The organism is Ramlibacter sp., from assembly GCF_035627355.1.
Taxonomy (GTDB): Bacteria; Pseudomonadota; Gammaproteobacteria; order Burkholderiales; family Burkholderiaceae_C; genus Ramlibacter.
This window is the reverse complement of the sequence record NZ_DASPLW010000016.1, coordinates 85,237-104,402: the sequence shown is the minus strand read 5'-3', so window position 1 is coordinate 104,402 and position 19,166 is coordinate 85,237. Positions and strand designations below refer to the sequence as shown.

The window sequence follows — 19,166 nt, the reverse complement described above, 5'->3', positions numbered from 1 at the left end:
ACCCTGTTCTCGCTGGACGGGCTGGGGCTGCTGTCGTACGAGAGCGTGATCCGGCGCGACTACCCGGTGGTGCTGGGCACGCTGTTCCTGTTCACGCTGATCGGGCTGGTGACCAAGCTGATCAGCGACCTGTCCTACGTCTTGGTCGATCCCCGTGTCAAGTTTGACTGACCCCCCCGAACCGGCCTTCGGTCGCCTCCCCCCTGGGGGGGCGCCACCAGGGGACCGGCAGAACCGGATCCCCGGTGGCCCTGAGAGTGCCGCTGCCGAGGCCGCGCGGGTGGCTGGGCCGGTTTCCTTGTCGCCTTCGCGGCGGGCCTGGCAACGGTTCCGCCGCAACCGCCTGGGATTCGCCAGCCTGGTGATCTTCGTGACGCTGGTGGTCCTGAGCCTGTTCGCCGAGGTCCTGTCCAACGACAAGCCGCTGCTGGTGCGCTACGAGGGCAGCTTCTACTTCCCCATCGTTCGCGACTATCCGGAGACCACCTTCGGCGGCGACTTCCACACGCCCACCGACTACCTGGATCCCTTCGTCAAGGAGCAGCTGGCGCGGGAGGGCAACTGGGCGATCTATCCGCCCAACCCCTACGGGCCGAAGACGCTGAACTACTTCGCCAGCCAGCCCAACCCGGCGGCGCCTTCGGGCGAGAACTTCTTCGGCACCGACGACCGCGGCCGCGACCTGCTGGCGCAGCTGGTCTACGGCTTCCGCGTCAGCGTGCTGTTCGGGCTCGCGCTCACCGCCATCGGCGTGGTCGTAGGCGTGATCACCGGGGCCGTGCAGGGCTTCTTCGGCGGCAAGACCGACCTGGCATTCCAGCGCTTCATCGAGATCTGGGGCTCCATGCCCGAGCTGTACCTGCTGATCATCTTCTCCGCGGTGTTCGCGCCCAGCGTCGCGCTGCTGCTGATCCTGCTGTCGCTGTTCGGCTGGATGGGCCTGTCCGACTACGTGCGGGCCGAGTTCCTGCGCAACCGGCAGATGGACTACGTGCGCGCCGCCCGCGCGCTGGGGGTGGGCAACGGCCGCCTGATGTGGAAGCACATCCTGCCCAACAGCATGGTGCCGGTGGTGACCTTCCTGCCTTTCCGCATGAGCGCGGCCATCCTGGCACTGACGGCGCTGGACTTCCTCGGGCTGGGGGTGCCACCGGGCACGCCGTCGCTGGGCGAACTGCTCAACCAGGGCAAGGCCAACCTCGATGCCTGGTGGATCTCGATCTCGACCTTCGCCGTGCTGACGGTCACCCTGCTCCTGCTGACCTTCATGGGCGATGCGCTGCGGGATGCGCTGGACCCCCGGAAGGCGGGCCTGTGAAGGAGCTCCTGGAGGTCCGCAACCTCGGCGTCGCCTTCGGCGCCAAGCAGGTGGTGCACGGCGTCGACTTCCGGATCGCCGAAGGCGAGAAGCTGGCGCTGGTGGGGGAATCGGGTTCGGGCAAGACGGTCACGGCGCTGGCCCTGCTGGGCCTTGTGCAGAACGCGACGGTCACCGGCTCGGCCCGGCTGGCCAACGTGCGCCCGGAGGGCCGGACGGTGGACCTGCTGCAATTGCCCGAGCGCGAGCTGCTGGGCATCCGCGGCGACGACATCGCCATGATCTTCCAGGAGCCGATGACGGCCCTGAACCCGCTCTTCACGGTGGGCGACCAGGTGGCTGAGGTGCTGGAACTCAAGCAGGCATTGACCAGGCGACAGGCATGGGATGCCGCCGTCGAGGCCCTGGCCGCCACCGGCATTCCCGATCCGCGCCGCCGCGCCCACAGCTTTCCGCACCAGCTCTCGGGCGGCCAGCGCCAGCGCGCGATGATCGCCATGGCCCTGGCCAGCCGGCCGCGCCTGCTGCTGGCCGACGAGCCGACCACCGCGCTGGACGTGACGCTGCGCGCGCAGATTTTGGGCCTGCTGGACGACCTGCAGCGACAGACCGGCATGGCGGTGCTGCTGATCACCCATGACCTGAACCTGGTGCGCAAGTTCGCCGACCGGGTTGCCGTGATGGAGAACGGCCACCTGGTCGAGGAAGGCGCCGTCGATGCCGTCTTCACCGGCCCGCGGCATGCCTACACCCGCAAGCTGATCGACAGCCGGCCGGTTCGCGACGTGGAGGAGGGCGGGGCCGTCGCGCCCGAGGTGATGCAGGCCCGCCGGCTCCAGGTCGCCTACCCGATCCCCATCCCCGGCGTTCGTGGCTGGTTCCGGCGCGGCGAGTTCATCGCGGTCCAGGGGGCCGACTTCGCCATCCCGGCCCGGCGCACCCTGGGCGTGGTCGGCGAGTCCGGTTCCGGCAAGTCGACGCTGGCGCTGGCAGCGCTGGGCCTGGTCCCCCATCGCGGCAGCCTGGCCGTGGTGAACCGGCGCTGGGAGAAGAGGGGCGCCGCCAACCGGCCGATCCGCCGGCAGGTGCAGGTGGTGTTCCAGGATCCGTTCTCCTCCCTGTCCCCGCGCATGACCGTGGAGGAGATCGTCGGCGAGGGCCTGCTGGTCCACGAGCCGGGGATGCCCGTCGCGGACCGGCGGGCGCGGGTCCAGGCCCAGCTGGCGGAGGTCGGCCTGACGGATGCGCAGTTCCCCGGCCTGCTGGACCGCTACCCGCACGAGTTCTCCGGCGGCCAGCGGCAGCGGCTGGCCATCGCCCGGGCGCTGATCGTCGGACCGCAGCTGCTGGTGCTGGACGAACCCACCAGTGCGCTGGACGTGACCATCCAGAAGCAGGTGCTGGGCCTGCTGCAGCGCCTGCAGCGCGAGAAGGGCCTGGCCTACCTGCTGATCACCCACGACGTCGACGTGATCCGGGCCATGGCGCACGAGGTGCTGGTCATGAAGGACGGCGAGGTGCTGGAGTCCGGCCCGGTCGAGCGGGTGCTGGGCCAGCCGGCGCACGACTACACGCGGGCGCTGGTGGCAGCCGCGGCCTGAACCATGCCGCTGCGGGGCCGACCGGTGCCGATCCCGCCCGAGGAGGTGGAGATCACGGCCATGCGGGCCCAGGGGGCCGGCGGCCAGAACGTCAACAAGGTCTCCAGCGCCGTCCAGCTTCGCTACGACATCCGCGCCTCGTCCCTGCCGCACGAGCACAAGGCGCGGCTGCTGGCCCTGGCCGATCGCCGGATCACGCGCTCCGGCGTGCTGGTGATCAAGGCCCAGGTGCACCGCAGCCAGGAGCTGAACCGGGCCGAGGCCTGGCAGCGGCTGCAGGAACTGGTGGACGCCACGGCCGAGCCGCCGCACGTGCGCAAGCCCACCCGGCCGCCGGCCTCGGCCGCCCGCCAGCGGTTGTCGGACAAGCGACGCCGGTCCGAGCTCAAGCTCATGCGCACGGGGCGCGATCCGGGGGGTTGACGGGCCTCGCGCAAGTTGCGCGAGCAGGTCATGCACGGTACAATCTTTGCTTCGCGACCAGACGGGCGGGTACTCACCGCCCGTTTTTTTTGGCTGGCCGGCAAGACCTGGCGCGAGCCGGCCGGCAGGTGGGTCGGGTGAACTTCAGGGAATGACGCAAACCGTGGCGCTGCAGGACATCGCCCAGCAGACCGTGACCGGGCTGGGCTACGAGCTGGTGGAGATCGAACGCTCCGCCGGCGGCCTGCTGCGCGTGACCATCGATTTGCCCTGGTCGCCGGGCGCCGAGGAGGCCTTCGTCAACGTCGAGGACTGCGAGAAGGTCACGCGGCAGTTGCAGTATGCGCTGGAAGTCGAAGGCATCGACTACAAGCGGCTGGAGGTGTCCTCGCCGGGGCTGGACCGGCCGCTGCGCGACGAACGCGATTTCGAGCGCTTCGCCGGCGAGGTCGTGGACATCACGCTGAAGGCGCCGGTGGGCGCCGCGGCGGCCGGGCAGGTCGCCGCCAACCGCAAGAAGTTCCGCGGCCGCCTGGGCCGGGTCGACGGCGGCTGGCAACTGGTGTGGAGCGACGAACCCGAGCGCAAACCGGGGCAGCGCGTCAGCCGCAGGAAGGAGCCGGCGCCGCTGCAGGCGATCGGCTTCACGCTGGACGAATTGAAGGAGGCGCGGCTCGCGCCGGTGGTTGACTTCAAGGGCCGCAGGCCCTCGAAGAAGGGATCAGGAGAACTAGGATGAACCGCGAACTGTTGATGCTGGTGGAAGCCATCTCGCGCGAAAAGAACGTCGAGCGCGACGTGGTGTTCGGCGCCGTCGAATCGGCGCTGGCACAGGCCACCAAGAAGCTCTACGAGGGCGAGGTGGACATTCGCGTGGCGATCGACCGCGACAGCGGCGACTACGAGACCTTCCGCCGCTGGCTGGTGGTGCCGGACGACGCCGGCCTGCAGAACCCGGATGCCGAAGAGATGCTGATGGACGCCCGGGACCGGGTGGCCGACGTCGAGCCGGGCGACTACATCGAGGAGCCGATCGAGTCGCTGCCGATCGGCCGCATCGGCGCCATGGCCGCCAAGCAGGTGATCCTGCAGAAGATCCGCGACGCCGAGCGCGAGATGCTGCTGAACGACTTCATGTCGCGCGGCGACAAGATCTTCGTGGGCACCGTCAAGCGCATGGACAAGGGCGACGTGATCGTCGAGAGCGGCCGCGTCGAAGGGCGCCTGCGACGCAGCGAGATGATCCCCAAGGAGAACCTGCGCAACGGCGACCGCGTGCGGGCCATGATCATGGAGGTGGACCTGACGCTGCGCGGCGCGCCCATCATCCTGTCGCGCTCGGCGCCCGAGTTCATGATCGAGCTGTTCCGGCAGGAGGTGCCCGAGATCGAGCAGGGCCTGCTGGAGATCAAGAGCTGCGCCCGCGACCCGGGCAGCCGCGCCAAGATCGCCGTGCTGTCGCACGACAAGCGGGTCGACCCGATCGGCACCTGCGTCGGCGTGCGCGGCACCCGTGTCAACGCCGTCACCAACGAGCTGGCCGGCGAGCGGGTGGACATCGTGCTGTGGTCCGACGACCCGGCGCAGTTCGTGATCGGCGCGCTGGCGCCGGCCAACGTCAGCTCCATCGTCGTCGACGAGGAGAAGCACGCGATGGACGTGGTGGTCGACGAGGAGAACCTCGCCATCGCCATCGGCCGCGGCGGGCAGAACGTGCGCCTGGCCAGCGAGCTGACGGGCTGGAAGATCAACATCATGGACGCCAACGAATCGGCCCAGAAGCAGGCCGAGGAGACCAGCGCCATCCGCACCCTGTTCATGGAGAAGCTGGACGTCGACGAGGAGATCGCCGACATCCTGATCGCCGAGGGCTTCACCAGCCTGGAGGAAGTGGCCTACGTGCCGATCCAGGAGATGCTGGAGATCGAGTCCTTCGACGAGGAGACCGTGCAGGAGCTGCGCGCCCGCGCCAAGGACGCGCTGCTGACGATGGAGATCAAGCGCGAGGAGAGCGTCGACGAGGTCTCCCAGGACCTGCGCGACCTGGACGGGTTGAACCCGCAGCTGATCGGCCGGCTGGCCGAGGCCGGCGTGCACACGCGCGACGACCTGGCCGACCTGGCCGTTGACGAATTGACCGAGATCACCGGGCAGACGGCTGAAGAAGCCACCGCCCTGATCATGAAGGCGCGCGAGCACTGGTTCACCAGTGCCCCCGCAGCGCAAGAGTAAAGGGGAGGGTCCGAAATACCTATGTCCAGTACGACCGTCGCCGAGTTCGCCAGCGAACTCAAGAAATCACCCCAGACGCTGCTGGAGCAGCTGCGCAGTGCCGGCGTTTCCAAGTCGGCGCCGACCGACGCGCTGTCCGAAGCGGACAAGCAGAAGCTGCTGGGCTACCTGCAGGCCAGCCACGGCACGGCCACGCCCGAGCGCAAGAAGATCACCCTGGTCAAGAAGTCGACCAGCGAGATCAAGCAGGCCGACGCCAGCGGCAAGGCCCGCACCATCCAGGTGGAAGTGCGCAAGAAGCGCACCTTCGTCAAGCGCGATGACGGCAGCGACACCGCGGTGGTGGAAGCCCCCGAGCCCGAGCTGCGCGAGCCGCCGGCGCCGCGCGTCGACGAGGCCGAACTGGCCCGCCGCGAGGAAGAGGCGCGCCGCCAGGCCGAGCTGATCCGCCGCCAGGAGGAAGACCTGGCCGAGAAGCGCCGTGCGCGCGAGGAGCAGGAGCGCCGCGAGCGCGAAGCCGAGGAGCGCGCGGCCGCCTACGCCGCCAGCGAGGAGGCCAAGCGCGCCGCCGCGGCTTCGGCGCAGGCCGAGGCCGGCGCCGAAGCCGCTGCGGCCGCGGCCGAGCGGGCCGCGGCTGCGGCCGAAGCCCGTGCCAAGGCCGATGCCGAATCCAAGGCCCGCGGCGAGGAGGAGGCAGCCCGCGCCAAGGACCTGGAGGAGCGCCGCCGCAAGGCGCTGGCGGAGGCCGAGGCCATCCGCGCCATGATGGCCGCGCCGCGCAAGGTGCTGGTGGCCAAGAAGCCGGAGGAAGTCAAGCCGGCAGCCAAGCCGGGCGAAGCTGCCAAGCCGGGCGCCAAGGGCACGCTGCACAAGCCGGCCGTCTCGGCGCGTGCGGGCGCACCGGCGGCGCCAGGCGCCGGCAAGGAAGTCAAGTCGGCCAAGCTGTCGTCCAGCTGGGCCGCCGACCCGAGCAAGAAGAAGGCGATCCCGACCCGCGGCGACGCCTCGGGCGGCGTCGGCCGCAACAGCTGGCGTGGCGGCCCGCGCGGCCGTCGCGGCAGCGACCGCGACCAGCGCGACGATGCGCAGCAGGTGCAGGTCGAGCAGCGCGTGATCGAGGTGCACGTGCCCGAGACCATCACCGTCGCCGAGCTCGCCCACAAGATGGCGATCAAGGCCTCCGAGGTGATCAAGGCGCTGATGAAGATGGGCCAGATGGTCACCATCAACCAGTCGCTGGACCAGGACACGGCCATGATCGTGGTCGAGGAAATGGGCCACAAGGCCCTCACGGCGGAGCTCGACGACCCCGAGGCGTTCACCGAGGAGGAAGTCTCGCAAGCCGATGCCGAGGCCCTGCCGCGCGCACCGGTGGTCACCGTCATGGGCCACGTCGACCACGGCAAGACCTCGCTGCTGGACTACATCCGGCGGGCCAAGGTGGCCGCGGGCGAGGCCGGCGGCATCACCCAGCACATCGGCGCGTACCACGTGGAGACGCCGCGCGGCGTGATCTCGTTCCTGGACACCCCGGGCCACGAGGCCTTCACGGCCATGCGCGCCCGCGGCGCCCAGGCCACCGACATCGTGATCCTGGTGGTGGCGGCCGACGACGGCGTGATGCCGCAGACCAAGGAGGCGGTCAAGCACGCCAAGGCGGCGGGCGTCCCCATCGTGGTCGCGGTCAACAAGATCGACAAGCCGTCGGCCAACCCGGACCGCGTCAAGCAGGAACTGGTGGCAGAGGAGGTGGTGCCCGAGGACTACGGCGGCGACTCGCCGTTCGTGAACGTCTCGGCGCTCACCGGCCAGGGCGTGGACGAACTGCTCGAGCAGGTGCTGCTGCAGGCCGAGGTGCTGGAGCTGAAGGCGCCGGTGGATGCCGCCGCCAAGGGCCTGGTCATCGAAGCCCAGCTGGACAAGGGCCGCGGCCCGGTGGCCACGGTGCTGGTGCAGTCCGGCACGCTCAAGGTGGGCGACGTGGTGCTGGCCGGCCAGACCTATGGCCGCGTGCGCGCCATGCTCGACGAGGACGGCCGGACCATCAAGTCGGCCGGCCCGTCGATCCCGGTGGAGATCCAGGGCCTGACCGAGGTCCCGCAGGCGGGCGACGAGTTCATGGTGCTGGGCGACGAGCGCCGGGCGCGCGAGATCGCGACCTACCGCGCCGGCAAGTTCCGCAACACCAAGCTGGCCAAGCAGCAGGCCGCCAAGCTGGAGAACATGTTCTCGGACATGACCGCCGGCGAGGTCAAGACCCTGCCCATCATCGTCAAGGCCGACGTGCAGGGCTCGCAAGAGGCGCTGTCGCAGTCGCTGGTCAAGCTGTCGACCGACGAGGTCAAGGTGCAGCTGGTCTACGCGGCCGTGGGCGGCGTGAGCGAGTCGGACGTCAACCTGGCGATCGCCTCCAAGGCGGTGATCGTCGGCTTCAACGTGCGTGCCGACGCCGGCGCGCGCAAGCTGGCCGAGAGCAACGGCGTGGACATCCGCTACTACAGCATCATCTACGACGCGGTCGACGAGCTGAAGACCGCGATGTCGGGGATGCTGGCGCCGGAGAAGCGCGAGGAAGTCATCGGCTCGGCCGAGATCCGCACCGTGTTCGTCGCTTCCAAGATCGGCACGGTGGCCGGCTCGTACATCACCTCGGGCATGGTCACGCGCTCGGCGCACTTCCGCCTGCTGCGCGACAACGTGGTGGTCTACACCGGAGAGATCGAGTCGCTCAAGCGGATGAAGGACGACGTGCGCGAGGTCAAGGAAGGCTTCGAGTGCGGCATCAAGCTGAAGAACTACAACGACATCAAGGAAGGCGACCAGCTCGAGTTCTTCGAGATCCGGGAAGTCGCGCGCACGCTGTAACGAGCCGGGCGGGCAGGCACGTGGCCTGCCGCCCGCTGCCGCCATGCCGAAGAAAAGCACCAAGCCCAACCGCTCGTACCAGATCGCGGACCAGATCCAGCGCGACCTGGCCGAGCTGATCCGCGAGGTCAAGGACCCCCGGCTGGGCATGGTCACGCTCAGCGCCGTGGAGGTGACGCCGGACTACGCGCACGCCAAGGTGTTCTTCAGCGTGCTGGTGGGCGACCCGCAGGAATGCGAGGACGCCCTCAACCATGCGGCCGGCTTCCTGCGCAACGGCCTGTTCAAGCGGCTGCACATCCACACCGTGCCCACGCTGCACTTCCAGTTCGACCGCACCACCGAGCGTGCGGCCGACATGAATGCGCTGATCGCCCGCGCGGTCGCCTCGCGTTCCAAAGACGGGGACGAGTAGGCATGGGCGCACCACGGGCACGGGTCGTGAGGCGCCCCGTGCACGGGGTGCTGCTGCTGGACAAGCCCAAGGGCCTGTCGAGCAACGACGCGCTGCAGAAATGCAAGTGGCTGCTGCGGGCCGAGAAGGCGGGCCACACCGGCACGCTGGACCCGTTGGCCACCGGCGTGCTGCCGCTGTGTTTCGGCGCCGCCACCAAGTTCAGCCAGGTCCACCTGGACGCGGACAAGGCCTATGAAGCCGTGGCCGTGCTGGGCGTGAAGACCACGACCGGCGACGCCGAGGGCGAGGTGATGGCCGAGTGCCCGGTGCCGGCGATCACGCCGCAGCGGCTGGCCGAGGTCGAGCGCCAGTTCACCGGGCCGATCCGCCAGGTGCCGCCCATGCACAGCGCACTGAAGAAGGACGGCAAGGCCCTGTACGAGTACGCGCGCGCCGGCCAGGAGGTCGAGCGCGCGGCGCGCGACATCGTCGTGCACGAGCTGCGGCTGGCCCTGGTGGAGGACGCCGGCCGTGCCGCGATCCGCTTCACCGCCCGGGTCAGCAAGGGCACCTACATCCGCACGCTGGGCGAGGACATCGGCGAGGCGCTGGGCTGCGGCGCGCACCTGTCGCTGCTGCGGCGGATCGCGACCGGCCCGTTCGACGTGTCGCAATGCGTCACGCTGGACGACTTCGCCGCCATGGACGAGGCCGCGCGCGACGCCGCACTGCTGCCGCCCGAGGCGCTGCTGGACGGCCATGTGCGCGTCACGCTCGGCTCGGACGATGCGGGTCGCTTTCTGTCCGGCCTGCGCCGGCGTGGGACGTGGCCCGATGCGGCCCATGTGGCCGTGTTCTCTCCCTCCCCCTCTGGGGGAGGGTCGGGGTGGGGGCAGGCAGGGCGGCATGAACTACCGCAGCGCGTGCCCCCCTCCCAACCTCCCCCCGGAGGGGGGAGGAGCCAAGAAGGGCCCGCCGTGGCCAGGAGTGAAGAAGTCCTCCTCGGCACCGCCCACATCAAGGCCGGCGAACTGATCCCGGGGCGTCTGCTGAGCCCCATCGAAATCCAGCACATCCTGCGCGCCCGCGGGCACGCCATCGAACCATGAGCACCAAGCAGATCCGCAACATCGCCATCATCGCCCACGTCGACCACGGCAAGACCACCATGGTCGACCAGCTGCTGCGCCAGTCGGGCACCTTCGCCGAGCACGAGAAGGTGGTCGACACCGTGATGGACAACAACGCCATCGAGCGCGAGCGCGGCATCACCATCCTGGCCAAGAACTGCGCGGTCAGCTGGAAGGGCACCCACATCAACATCGTCGACACCCCCGGCCACGCGGACTTCGGCGGCGAGGTCGAGCGCGCGCTGTCCATGGTCGACGGCGTGCTGCTGCTGATCGACGCCCAGGAAGGCCCGATGCCGCAGACGCGCTTCGTGACCAAGAAGGCCCTGGCCCTGGGCCTGCGGCCCATCGTGGTGGTCAACAAGGTCGACAAGCCCGGCGCCGCGCCGGACAAGGTGATCAACGCCGCCTTCGACCTGTTCGACAAGCTGGGCGCCACCGACGAGCAACTGGACTTCCCGGTGGTCTATGCCTCCGGCATCAATGGCTGGAGCTCGCTGGAGGAGGGTGCGTTCGGCGAGCAGTGGGGCCCGGACATGTCGGCCCTGTTCGACACCATCCTGCAGCACGTGCCGGCGCACGCGGGCGAACCGGCCGCGCCGCTGCAGCTGCAGATCTCCGCGCTGGACTTCTCGACCTTCGTCGGCCGCATCGGCGTGGGTCGCGTCAACGCCGGCACGCTGCGCCCGGCGACGGACGTGCTGGTGATGGAGGGGCCGGACGGCAAGTCCTTCAAGGGCCGCGTCAACCAGGTGCTGACCTTCCAGGGGCTTGACCGCGTGCAGGTGACCGAGGCCGGCCCGGGCGACATCGTGCTGGTCAACGGCATCGCCGACATCGGCATCGGCGTGACGCTGACCGACCCGGCCGACCCGCAGCCGCTGCCCATGCTCAAGGTCGACGAGCCGACCCTGACCATGAACTTCTGCGTCAACACCAGCCCGCTGGCTGGCCGCGAGGGCAAGTACGTGACCAGCCGCCAGATCTGGGACCGGCTGCAGAAGGAGCTGCAATCCAACGTCGCGCTGAAGGTGAGGGAGACGGACGAGGAGGGCGTGTTCGAGGTGTCCGGCCGGGGCGAGCTGCACCTGACCATCCTGCTGGAGAACATGCGCCGGGAGGGCTACGAACTGGCGGTGTCCAAGCCGCGTGTCGTGTTCAAGGAGGTCGACGGGGAGCGCTGCGAACCGATCGAGCTGGTGACCGTCGACATCGAGGACCAGCACCAGGGCGGCGTGATGCAGGCGCTGGGCGAGCGCAAGGGCGAGCTGGTGAACATGGAGCCGGACGGCCGCGGCCGGGTGCGGCTGGAGTACCGCATCCCCGCGCGCGGCCTGATCGGGTTCACCAACGAATTCCTCAACCTGACGCGCGGCTCGGGCCTGATCTCCAACATCTTCGACCGCTACGAGCCGTACAAGGGCGAGATCGGCGGGCGCAAGAACGGCGTGCTGATCTCCATGGACGACGGCGAGATCTTCACCTACGCGCTGGGCAAGCTGGACGATCGCGGCCGCATGTTCGTGCGCGCGAACGACCCGGTGTACGAGGGCATGATCGTGGGCGTGCACAGCCGCGACAACGACCTGGTGGTGAACGCCACCCGCACCAAGCAGCTGACCAACTTCCGCGTCTCGGGCAAGGAAGACGCCATCAAGATCACGCCGCCGATCGAGCTGACGCTGGAGTACGGCGTCGAGTTCATCGAGGACGACGAACTGGTGGAGATCACGCCCAAGTCGATCCGTCTGCGCAAGCGCTTCCTGAAGGAGCACGAGCGCAAGCGGGCGATGCGCGAGGCGGCGTAGGCGCCGGGGTCCTCCCCCTTCGGGGAGGATGACCAGGCAGGGGGTAATGGCGCGTCGGAGCGACGACAATATCGGCGCGCCCGGCATTGCCCATAACAACAATGAACCTCTCCCACTCCCGCGCCGTCTTCCTGATGGTCGCCGCCACCCTGATGTGGTCCATCGCCGGGGTGGTCACCCGGCACCTGGAGCACGCGCGCAGCTTCGAGATCACCTTCTGGCGCAGCTTCTTCACCGCGCTGTCGCTGCTGGTCATCCTGCCCGTCGTCCACGGGCGCGGCGTGTTCGCCAAGATCCGCGCCGGCGGCCCGCCGCTGTGGCTGTCGGGGCTGTGCTGGAGCGTGATGTTCACTGCCTTCATGGTGGCCCTCACCCTGACCAGCGTGGCCAACGTGCTGGTGACGATGTCGGTCGGGCCCTTCCTGACCGCGCTGGTCGCGCGAGCGCTCATCGGCCACCGCATCCCGGGGCGCACCTGGCTCGCCATCGCGGTCGCCGGGGCCGGCATCGCCTGGATGTACGGCGCCCAGATCTCGAACGGGCACCTGGCCGGTACGCTGGTGGCCCTGTGCGTGCCGGTCGCCGCCGCGGTCAACTGGACGCTCAACCAGCGCTCGCACTCGCAGGGCCACGAGGTGGACATGGTGCCGGCGGTGCTGGTCGGGGCCGTGCTGTCCACGATCTACACGCTGCCGCTGGCCCTGCCATTCGAGGCCTCGCGCCTGGACATCGGCTGGCTGGCGCTGCTGGGGTTGGTGCAGCTGGCCATTCCGTGCGCATTGGTGGTGGCCTGTGCGCGGGTGCTCAAGGCGCCCGAGATTTCGCTGCTGGCGCTGCTGGAGGTGATCTTCGGCATCCTGCTGGCCTGGGTCGGCGCGGGCGAGGCGCCCACCGGGACCGTGCTGGCGGGCGGTGCGCTGGTGATCGGCGCCCTGGTGATGAACGAACTGATGGGATGGAAGCAAGTCGCATGAACGAAGTACGGACCGAGGTCGCCGGCAAGGCCGGCCGCATCACGCTGGACCGCCCGCGGGCGCTGAATGCGCTGTCGCTGGCCATGATCCGCGAGTTGACCGCCACGCTGCTGGCCTGGCGCGACGATCCGCAGGTGGAGGTGGTGACCATCCGCGGCACGGGCAAGGAAGGGCCGTTCGGCGCCTTCTGCGCCGGCGGCGACATCCGCTTCTTCCACGCCGCCGCGCTGGCCGGCAACCCGGAGCTGGAGGACTTCTTCACCGAGGAATACACGCTCAACCACCTGGTCCACCACTACCCCAAGCCCTACGTCGCCTTCATGGACGGCATCGTGATGGGCGGCGGCATGGGCATCTCGCAGGGGGCCCGCTGCCGCATCGTCACGGAGCGCACCAGGATGGCCATGCCCGAGACCAACATCGGGCTGTTCCCCGACGTGGGCGGCGGCTACTTCCTCTCGCGCTGCCCCGGGCACCTGGGCGAGTACCTGGCGCTGACGGGCGAGGTGATAGCCGCGGCCGACGCGGTGGACGCCCGGCTGGCGGACGTCGTCCTGCCCTCGGCCGACCTGCCGGCCTTGTGGGACCAGCTCGCCACCGAGGGCGCGGCCGCGGTGCCGACACCGCAGCGGGTGGAAGGCTCGGCGTTGGCGAGCCGGCGCGTCGAGATCGATCGCGTTTTTGCCCTGGGGAGCGTGCGCGAGATCGTGGCGGCGCTGGAGGCGGACGGCTCCGAGTGGGCCCGCCACACGGCCGGCGTGCTGCGCAAGCGTTCGCCCCTGATGCTGCACGTGGTGCTGGAGCAGGTGCGGCGCGCGCGCGGCATGGGCCTGGCCGACGACCTGCGGATGGAGCGCGACCTGGTGCGCCACTGCTTCCACCTGCGCCCGGGCGCCAGCGAGACGGTGGAGGGCGTGCGCGCCCTGGCGGTCGACAAGGACCATGCGCCGCGCTGGAACCCGGCGCGCGTCGAGGACGTCACGCCGGAGATGGTCGAGCCCTTCTTCAGCAGCCCCTGGCCCGCCCATGCGCACCCGCTGCGCGGGCTGGACTGAGGCCAGCGGGCCTCAGAGCTGCCGATAGACGCTTTCGGCCAGCGGCAGCAGCTGCGAGCGATCCAGCCGGCCGGCCAGCGCGTACCCGAAGCCCCGGTCGACCCAGTAGAAGCTGGCCGTCCCATCCTCGTGGGTGAAGCGGAAGGCGGTCTCGTTCGCGGCGGCCTTGCCGCCCTTGCCGGCGTCGATGGCGCCAACATAGAGCGTGATGCGCTCGGCGCTCGCGTTCTGGTACATGAACTGCGCTCGCGCACCCTGTTCGCCGGGCAGCAGGCGGCCGCCCACCAGCTCGTAGCCCTGCGCGGACAGGTCGGGCACCTTCAGCGTGCGTCCCAGACGCTTGGATAGCCACTGCACCAGGTGCTCCTGCTGCGCGGCGGGCACCTCCACCGGGTGGCGCACCTCGGGTGAATAGACCACGTGGGCCACGACCGCCTGGCGGCCGAAGTCGTTCAGCGGGCGGGCGCCGCGCGCCAGCAACTCGCCGCCGCTGCCGCCCCACTGCAGGTGGGCCAGCCAGCCCGCCACGAAGGCCAGCGCGACCGAGGCGGCCATGCCGCCCCAGCGCTGCCAGCTGTCGATGCGGCGGCCCTCGTTGCCGACCTGGCGGGCGGCCTGGGCCAGCGCCGGCGGCACCGGCTCGTGCAGCACGTCGGCGTGCAGCGCACGCAGCGCGTCGCGCTGGGCCTGCCAGGCCTGCACCGTGCGGGCCGCTTCCGGGTCCTGCGCCAGCCGTCGCTGCAGCTCGGCCTGCTCCTGCGCGGACAGGCGTCCGTCGACCAGCGCGTGCAGGCTGGCTTCGTCGATCGGCGGGGTGTCCTGTTTCATGGCAAGTTCACTTCATGCGCTTGAACGGCAGCACGGCCGGCGCTGCCGCGGAGGCGGCGGGCGCGCCTTCCATCAGCTCGCGCAAGCGGCTGCGCGCGCGCGACAGGCGCGACATCACGGTGCCGACCGGCGTCCCGGTGACGCGCGCCACCTCTTCGTAGCTCAGGTCCTGCAGGGTGACCAGCAACAGCACCTCCCTTTGCTCCTCCGGCAGCCGCTGCAGGCAGCGCTGCAGGTCCAGCACCTGCTCGGTGGCCCCGGCGGGAGCCACCAGCTCGGGCGCCGCATCCTCGAGGTCCACCCGCTGGCCGGCCTGCCGCAGCGCCCGCCGCGCCGAGTCGACGAACAGGTTGTGCATCACCGTGAACAGCCAGGCGCGCAGGTCGCTGCCGGCCTTCCACAGCTGCCAGCGGTCGCAGGCCCGCTCCAGCGTGTCCTGCACCAGGTCGTCGGCGGCCCAGGCATCCCCCGTCAGCGAGCGCGCGTAGCGTCGCAGCTGCGGGATCTGCGCCTCGAGTTCGCCGGACTGCATGGCCGTGCAGGCTAGCGCAACGGGGCCGGCCGCGAAAGCGGCGCGTCCGGCCCGTGGCGGCGCAGGTCGTCGGCTTCGTGCGCCGCGCCGAGCAGAACGCGTGCCACCTCAGGGACGCGCCAGGCGCCACACGTTGTTGACGCCATCGCCGGTACGGTCGCCGGCCTTGGTGTCCTTGATCCAGTAGTAGACCGGCTTGCCCTTGTAGGCCCATTGCTTGCTGCCGTCGTCCCGGGTGACGACGGTCCAGTTGCCGGAGTTGCTGGCGCCGGACTCGGCACGCAGCGGCGGCCAGTTGGTGGCGCAGGGGCCGTTGCAGACCGACTTGCCGGCGCCCGCCGGGTCGCGGTCGAAGGTGTAGAGGGTCATGCCGTTGGCGCCGACCAGCACGCCATCGGCGACGCGCGCCGGTGCGGCGTCGCCGCCCATGGACATGGAGGAGCAGCCGGCGAGGCCGGCCGCGAGGACCAGGGCGGACAGGGCGACAGGGAGGCGGGTCAGGGTCATGGGTTTCTCCAGGGTGTACCTGACGCGATGAACGCCGCCGCGACGCGGTTTATTCCGGCGCCCCGATCGGGGCAAACCCTAGCGATGCCGCGACTTCATGGCGCGCTCGACCTCGCGCTTGCCTTCGCGCTCGCGGATGGTGTCGCGCTTGTCGTGTTCGGCCTTGCCCTTGGCCAGCGCCACCTCGCACTTCACGCGGCCGCCTTTCCAGTGCAGGTTGACCGGCACCAGGGTGTAGCCCTTCTGCTCGACCTTGCCGATCAGGCGGCGGATCTGGTCCTTCTTCATCAGCAGCTTGCGCGTGCGCGCCGCTTCCGGATTGACGTGGGTGGACGCGGTGCGCAGCGGGTTGATCAGGCAGCCGATGAGGAACAGCTCGCCGTCGCGGATGACGACGTAGCCGTCGGTGAGCTGAACCTTGCCCTCGCGCAGCGCCTTGACCTCCCAGCCTTCCAGCACCATGCCGGCCTCGAAGCGCTCCTCGAAGAAGTAGTTGAATGCGGCTTTCTTGTTCTCGGCGATGCGCGCGCTGCCGTCGTGCTTGGTGGCCATGGGCTGACAGGTGGGGACCGCAGGGCGTATCTACAATCCCGCGAAGTCCTTGATTCTCGTATGAAATCCGTCCATCGCTCCGTGCTCATCTGGTACAGCGCGCAGGAGATGTTCAGCCTGGTCACCGACGTGGAGCAGTACCCCAAGTTCCTGCCCTGGTGCGACCGGGCCCAGGTGCTGGAGGAGGACCCCACCGGCATGAAGGCCGAGATCGGCATCGCGTTCGCCGGCATCCGCCAGAGCTTCACCACCCGCAACGAACACGTGCCGGGCCGCCAGGTCGGCATGAAGCTGGTCGAGGGGCCGTTCTCCAACCTGGACGGGCGCTGGAACTTCCTGCCCGTGGGCAACGAGGACACGCGCGCCTGCAAGGTCGAACTGGACCTGAACTACGGTTTCCAGAGCGGCGCGCTGGCCGCCGTGGTGGGGCCGGTGTTCGACCGCATTGCGGCCAACCTGGTCGATGCCTTCGTCAAGCGCGCCGAGCACGTCTACGGCTGACCCCATGCTGCGCGTGACCGTGATGCACTCGCCGGCGCCTCGCGAAGTGCGCGAACAGGTGCTGCAACTGGCTAAAGGAGCCACCGTGGCCGATGCGCTTCGCGCCTGCGGGCTCGAGCTTGCCGAGGGCGAAGCGGTGGGGGTCTGGGGCCGGAAGGCCGAGCCGACGCAGCTGCTTCGCGATCGGGACCGGGTGGAGATCGCGCGGCCGCTGCGCGTGGATCCCAAGCTGGCCCGCCGCGAGCGCTTCCAGCGACAGGGCAGCCGCGCAGCCGGCCTGTTCGCGCAGCGCCGGCCGGGCGCCAAGCCGGGCTACTAGGCCGGCTTGCAGTCGCGCGCGATCACGTCCTGCAGGCGCTTGACCTCGGCGGCCCGCTGGTCGTCGTCCATGATTTCGCGCTCGCCCTTGTCGTTCATGCGGGCGATGCGCTGGCCCGAGTCGTACTGGGCCTTGGCCTGCTTGGCGCGGCCGCAGTTCTCCGCCTGCGCCTTGGCGATGGCTTCGGCCTGCGCCTTCTTCTTCTCGGCCTCGGCGGCCTCGGCCTGCTTCTTCTTCTCTTCCAGCGCCTTGTCCTTGCCGCTGATCGTCGGTGCGGTCGCAGCCACGGTCTTGGCCGCCGGCTCCGAAGCCGTCGCCTGGGGCGCGAGGGCGGCCGGGCGCGCCCGCTCGCCGGGCCGGCGCAGGATGTTCTTCTCCGGCACGTCCGGCGGCGGCGCCTGGTCGCTGAACACGCGGCGGCCGCCCTTGTCGATCCATTGCCATTGCGCGCTGGCGGCCAGCGGCACGATGCAGATGCAGGCGAGGGCGAGGGCGCGAAGGGCAATCATGGCGGGCAGTGTAGCGGCGCACCCCAACCGTGCCCAAGGCCATGCAGCGGCCCGCAGGCGCCGCACGTCCCGCCGTCGCCGCGGCCACTGGGGTTAGTACCGAGGGGCATGGATACAATCCTTTTTTTGGAGCCCTGAAATGCGCCTTCTCGGCAAAGCGCTGACCTTCGACGATGTGTTGCTGGTCCCTGCGTTCTCCCAGGTCCTGCCCAAGGACACTTCCCTCGCCACCCGGCTCTCGCGCAACATCTCCCTGAACCTTCCGCTCGTGTCCGCCGCCATGGACACGGTCACGGAAGCGCGCCTGGCGATCGCGATGGCGCAGGAGGGCGGCATCGGCATCGTCCACAAGAACCTCACGCCGCAGCAGCAGGCCGCCGAGGTGCTGCGCGTCAAGCGCTACGAGTCGGGCGTGGTGCGCGAGCCGGTGGTCATCACCCCGGAGCACACCGTGCTGCAGGTGCTCGGCCTGTCCGAACAGGTGGGCTTCTCGGCCTTCCCGGTGGTGGATGGCGGCAAGGTGGTCGGCATCGTGACCGGTCGCGACCTGCGCTTCGAGACCCGCTACGACGTGCCGGTCAAGAAGATCATGACCCCGCGCGAGCGGCTGATCACGGTGCCGGAAGGCACCAGCCCGGCCGAGGCCAAGGCGCTGCTGAACAAGCACAAGCTGGAGCGGCTGCTGGTGGTCAACGAGGCCTTCGAGCTCAAGGGCCTGATCACGGTGAAGGACATCACCAAGCAGACCAGCTTCCCGAACGCCGCGCGCGATGCGTCGGGCCGCCTGCGCGTGGGCGCCGCCGTCGGCGTGGGCGAGGGCACCGAGGAACGCGTGGAGGCGCTGGTCAAGGCCGGCGTGGACGTGGTCGTGGTCGACACCGCCCACGGCCACAGCAAGGGCGTGATCGAGCGGGTGCGCTGGGTCAAGCAGAACTACCCGGACGTCGACGTGATCGGCGGCAACATCGCCACCGGCGGCGCGGCCCGCGCGCTGCTCGAGGCCGGCGCCGACGCGGTGAAGGTGGGCATAGGCCCCGGTTCGATCTGCACCACGCGGATCGTGGCCGGTGTCGGGGTGCCGCAGATCACCGCCATCGACAACGTCGCGACCGCGCTGGCCGGCAGCGGCGTGCCGCTGATCGCCGACGGCGGCATCCGCTACTCGGGCGACATCGCCAAGGCCATCGCCGCCGGCGCCAACACGGTGATGATGGGCGGCATGTTCGCCGGCACCGAGGAGGCGCCGGGCGAGATCGTGCTGTTCCAGGGCCGCAGCTACAAGAGCTACCGCGGCATGGGCTCCATCGGTGCCATGCAGCAGGGCAGCGCCGACCGCTATTTCCAGGAAGCCACCACCGGCAACCCGAACGCCGACAAGCTGGTGCCCGAGGGCATCGAGGGGCGGGTGCCCTACAAGGGCTCGCTGGTGTCCATCGTCTACCAGCTGGCCGGCGGCATCCGCGCCGCCATGGGCTACTGCGGCTGCGCCACCATCGACGAGATGCGCAGCAAAGCCGAATTCGTGGAGATCACCTCGGCGGGCATGCGCGAGAGCCACGTGCACGACGTGCAGATCACCAAGGAAGCGCCTAACTACCGGGCCGACTGAGTTCCG

Annotated in this window: 19 protein-coding genes and 1 pseudogene; 15 read left to right on the top strand and 5 right to left on the bottom strand. The window is 69.9% G+C overall.

All coding sequences use genetic code 11. From position 1 onward, the window contains the following. The 12 genes and pseudogenes from VEC03_RS06175 to VEC03_RS06120 all read left to right on the top strand — a co-directional run. Window positions 1-171: pseudogene (locus VEC03_RS06175) on the top strand (microcin ABC transporter permease); the annotation flags it as partial. Between the two features lie 67 nt (window positions 172-238). Beyond that, window positions 239-1,318, top strand: a complete 1,080-nt coding sequence (locus tag VEC03_RS06170) for an ABC transporter permease (protein WP_414708464.1) — start codon at window positions 239-241, stop codon at window positions 1,316-1,318. Then, a complete protein-coding gene (locus tag VEC03_RS06165) occupies window positions 1,315-2,919 on the top strand; it encodes a dipeptide ABC transporter ATP-binding protein (RefSeq protein WP_324913592.1) in 1,605 nt (534 codons plus the stop codon). The genes VEC03_RS06170 and VEC03_RS06165 overlap by 4 nt, the downstream gene beginning before the upstream one ends. Window positions 2,920-2,922: 3 nt before the next feature. Next, a complete protein-coding gene (gene arfB / locus VEC03_RS06160) occupies window positions 2,923-3,342 on the top strand; it encodes an alternative ribosome rescue aminoacyl-tRNA hydrolase ArfB (protein ID WP_324913590.1) in 420 nt (139 codons plus the stop codon). Window positions 3,343-3,505: 163 nt separating this feature from the next. After that, complete coding sequence (gene rimP / locus VEC03_RS06155; protein WP_324913602.1) at window positions 3,506-4,081, top strand: ribosome maturation factor RimP; 576 nt, start codon at window positions 3,506-3,508, stop codon at window positions 4,079-4,081. Then, entirely contained in the window at window positions 4,078-5,574 is a 1,497-nt protein-coding gene (nusA, locus tag VEC03_RS06150; RefSeq protein WP_324913588.1) for a transcription termination factor NusA, read from the top strand. Before rimP ends, nusA begins: the two co-directional genes overlap by 4 nt. Window positions 5,575-5,595: 21 nt before the next feature. Continuing rightward, complete coding sequence (gene infB / locus VEC03_RS06145; protein ID WP_324913586.1) at window positions 5,596-8,439, top strand: translation initiation factor IF-2; 2,844 nt, start codon at window positions 5,596-5,598, stop codon at window positions 8,437-8,439. Between the two features lie 43 nt (window positions 8,440-8,482). Beyond that, window positions 8,483-8,854, top strand: coding sequence for a 30S ribosome-binding factor RbfA (gene rbfA, locus VEC03_RS06140; RefSeq protein ID WP_324913585.1), 372 nt, complete (start codon window positions 8,483-8,485; stop codon window positions 8,852-8,854). A 2-nt stretch (window positions 8,855-8,856) separates the two neighbouring features. After that, entirely contained in the window at window positions 8,857-9,945 is a 1,089-nt protein-coding gene (truB, locus tag VEC03_RS06135; protein WP_324913583.1) for a tRNA pseudouridine(55) synthase TruB, read from the top strand. Continuing rightward, window positions 9,942-11,774: a translational GTPase TypA gene (gene typA, locus VEC03_RS06130; RefSeq protein ID WP_324913580.1), complete on the top strand. Its 1,833-nt coding sequence runs from the start codon at window positions 9,942-9,944 to the stop codon at window positions 11,772-11,774. Before truB ends, typA begins: the two co-directional genes overlap by 4 nt. A gap of 101 nt (window positions 11,775-11,875) precedes the next feature. After that, a complete protein-coding gene (locus tag VEC03_RS06125; RefSeq protein WP_324913578.1) occupies window positions 11,876-12,748 on the top strand; it encodes a DMT family transporter in 873 nt (290 codons plus the stop codon). Next, window positions 12,745-13,803, top strand: coding sequence for an enoyl-CoA hydratase/isomerase family protein (locus tag VEC03_RS06120; protein WP_414708463.1), 1,059 nt, complete (start codon window positions 12,745-12,747; stop codon window positions 13,801-13,803). The genes VEC03_RS06125 and VEC03_RS06120 overlap by 4 nt, the downstream gene beginning before the upstream one ends. A gap of 12 nt (window positions 13,804-13,815) precedes the next feature. Here VEC03_RS06120 and VEC03_RS06115 read toward each other — a convergent pair whose 3' ends face one another. The 4 genes from VEC03_RS06115 to smpB form a co-directional block, all read right to left on the bottom strand. Further along, window positions 13,816-14,631, bottom strand: coding sequence for an anti-sigma factor (locus tag VEC03_RS06115; RefSeq protein WP_324913574.1), 816 nt, complete (start codon window positions 14,629-14,631; stop codon window positions 13,816-13,818). 7 nt (window positions 14,632-14,638) lie between these two features. Continuing rightward, window positions 14,639-15,163: a sigma-70 family RNA polymerase sigma factor gene (locus tag VEC03_RS06110; protein WP_324913572.1), complete on the bottom strand. Its 525-nt coding sequence runs from the start codon at window positions 15,161-15,163 to the stop codon at window positions 14,639-14,641. 108 nt (window positions 15,164-15,271) lie between these two features. Further along, entirely contained in the window at window positions 15,272-15,670 is a 399-nt protein-coding gene (locus VEC03_RS06105) for a hypothetical protein (protein ID WP_324913570.1), read from the bottom strand. A gap of 78 nt (window positions 15,671-15,748) precedes the next feature. Then, window positions 15,749-16,222: an SsrA-binding protein SmpB gene (gene smpB / locus VEC03_RS06100; RefSeq protein ID WP_324913568.1), complete on the bottom strand. Its 474-nt coding sequence runs from the start codon at window positions 16,220-16,222 to the stop codon at window positions 15,749-15,751. A 60-nt stretch (window positions 16,223-16,282) separates the two neighbouring features. Here smpB and VEC03_RS06095 point away from each other — a divergent pair, with 60 nt between their 5' ends. Then, on the top strand, window positions 16,283-16,723 hold the full coding sequence (locus tag VEC03_RS06095) for a type II toxin-antitoxin system RatA family toxin (protein ID WP_324913566.1): 441 nt from the start codon (window positions 16,283-16,285) through the stop codon (window positions 16,721-16,723). 4 nt (window positions 16,724-16,727) lie between these two features. After that, entirely contained in the window at window positions 16,728-17,042 is a 315-nt protein-coding gene (locus tag VEC03_RS06090; RefSeq protein ID WP_324913564.1) for an RnfH family protein, read from the top strand. On the opposite strand, the gene VEC03_RS06085 is transcribed toward VEC03_RS06090, so the two are convergent. Continuing rightward, the gene (locus tag VEC03_RS06085; protein WP_324913562.1) at window positions 17,039-17,551 is read right to left on the bottom strand and encodes a DUF4124 domain-containing protein; all 513 of its coding nucleotides are present in this window, start codon (window positions 17,549-17,551) and stop codon (window positions 17,039-17,041) included. The two genes, VEC03_RS06090 and VEC03_RS06085, sit on opposite strands and share 4 nt — an antisense overlap. Before the next feature lie 139 nt (window positions 17,552-17,690). Here VEC03_RS06085 and guaB point away from each other — a divergent pair, with 139 nt between their 5' ends. Further along, on the top strand, window positions 17,691-19,160 hold the full coding sequence (guaB, locus tag VEC03_RS06080) for an IMP dehydrogenase (RefSeq protein WP_324913560.1): 1,470 nt from the start codon (window positions 17,691-17,693) through the stop codon (window positions 19,158-19,160). Window positions 19,161-19,166 lie beyond the last annotated feature (6 nt).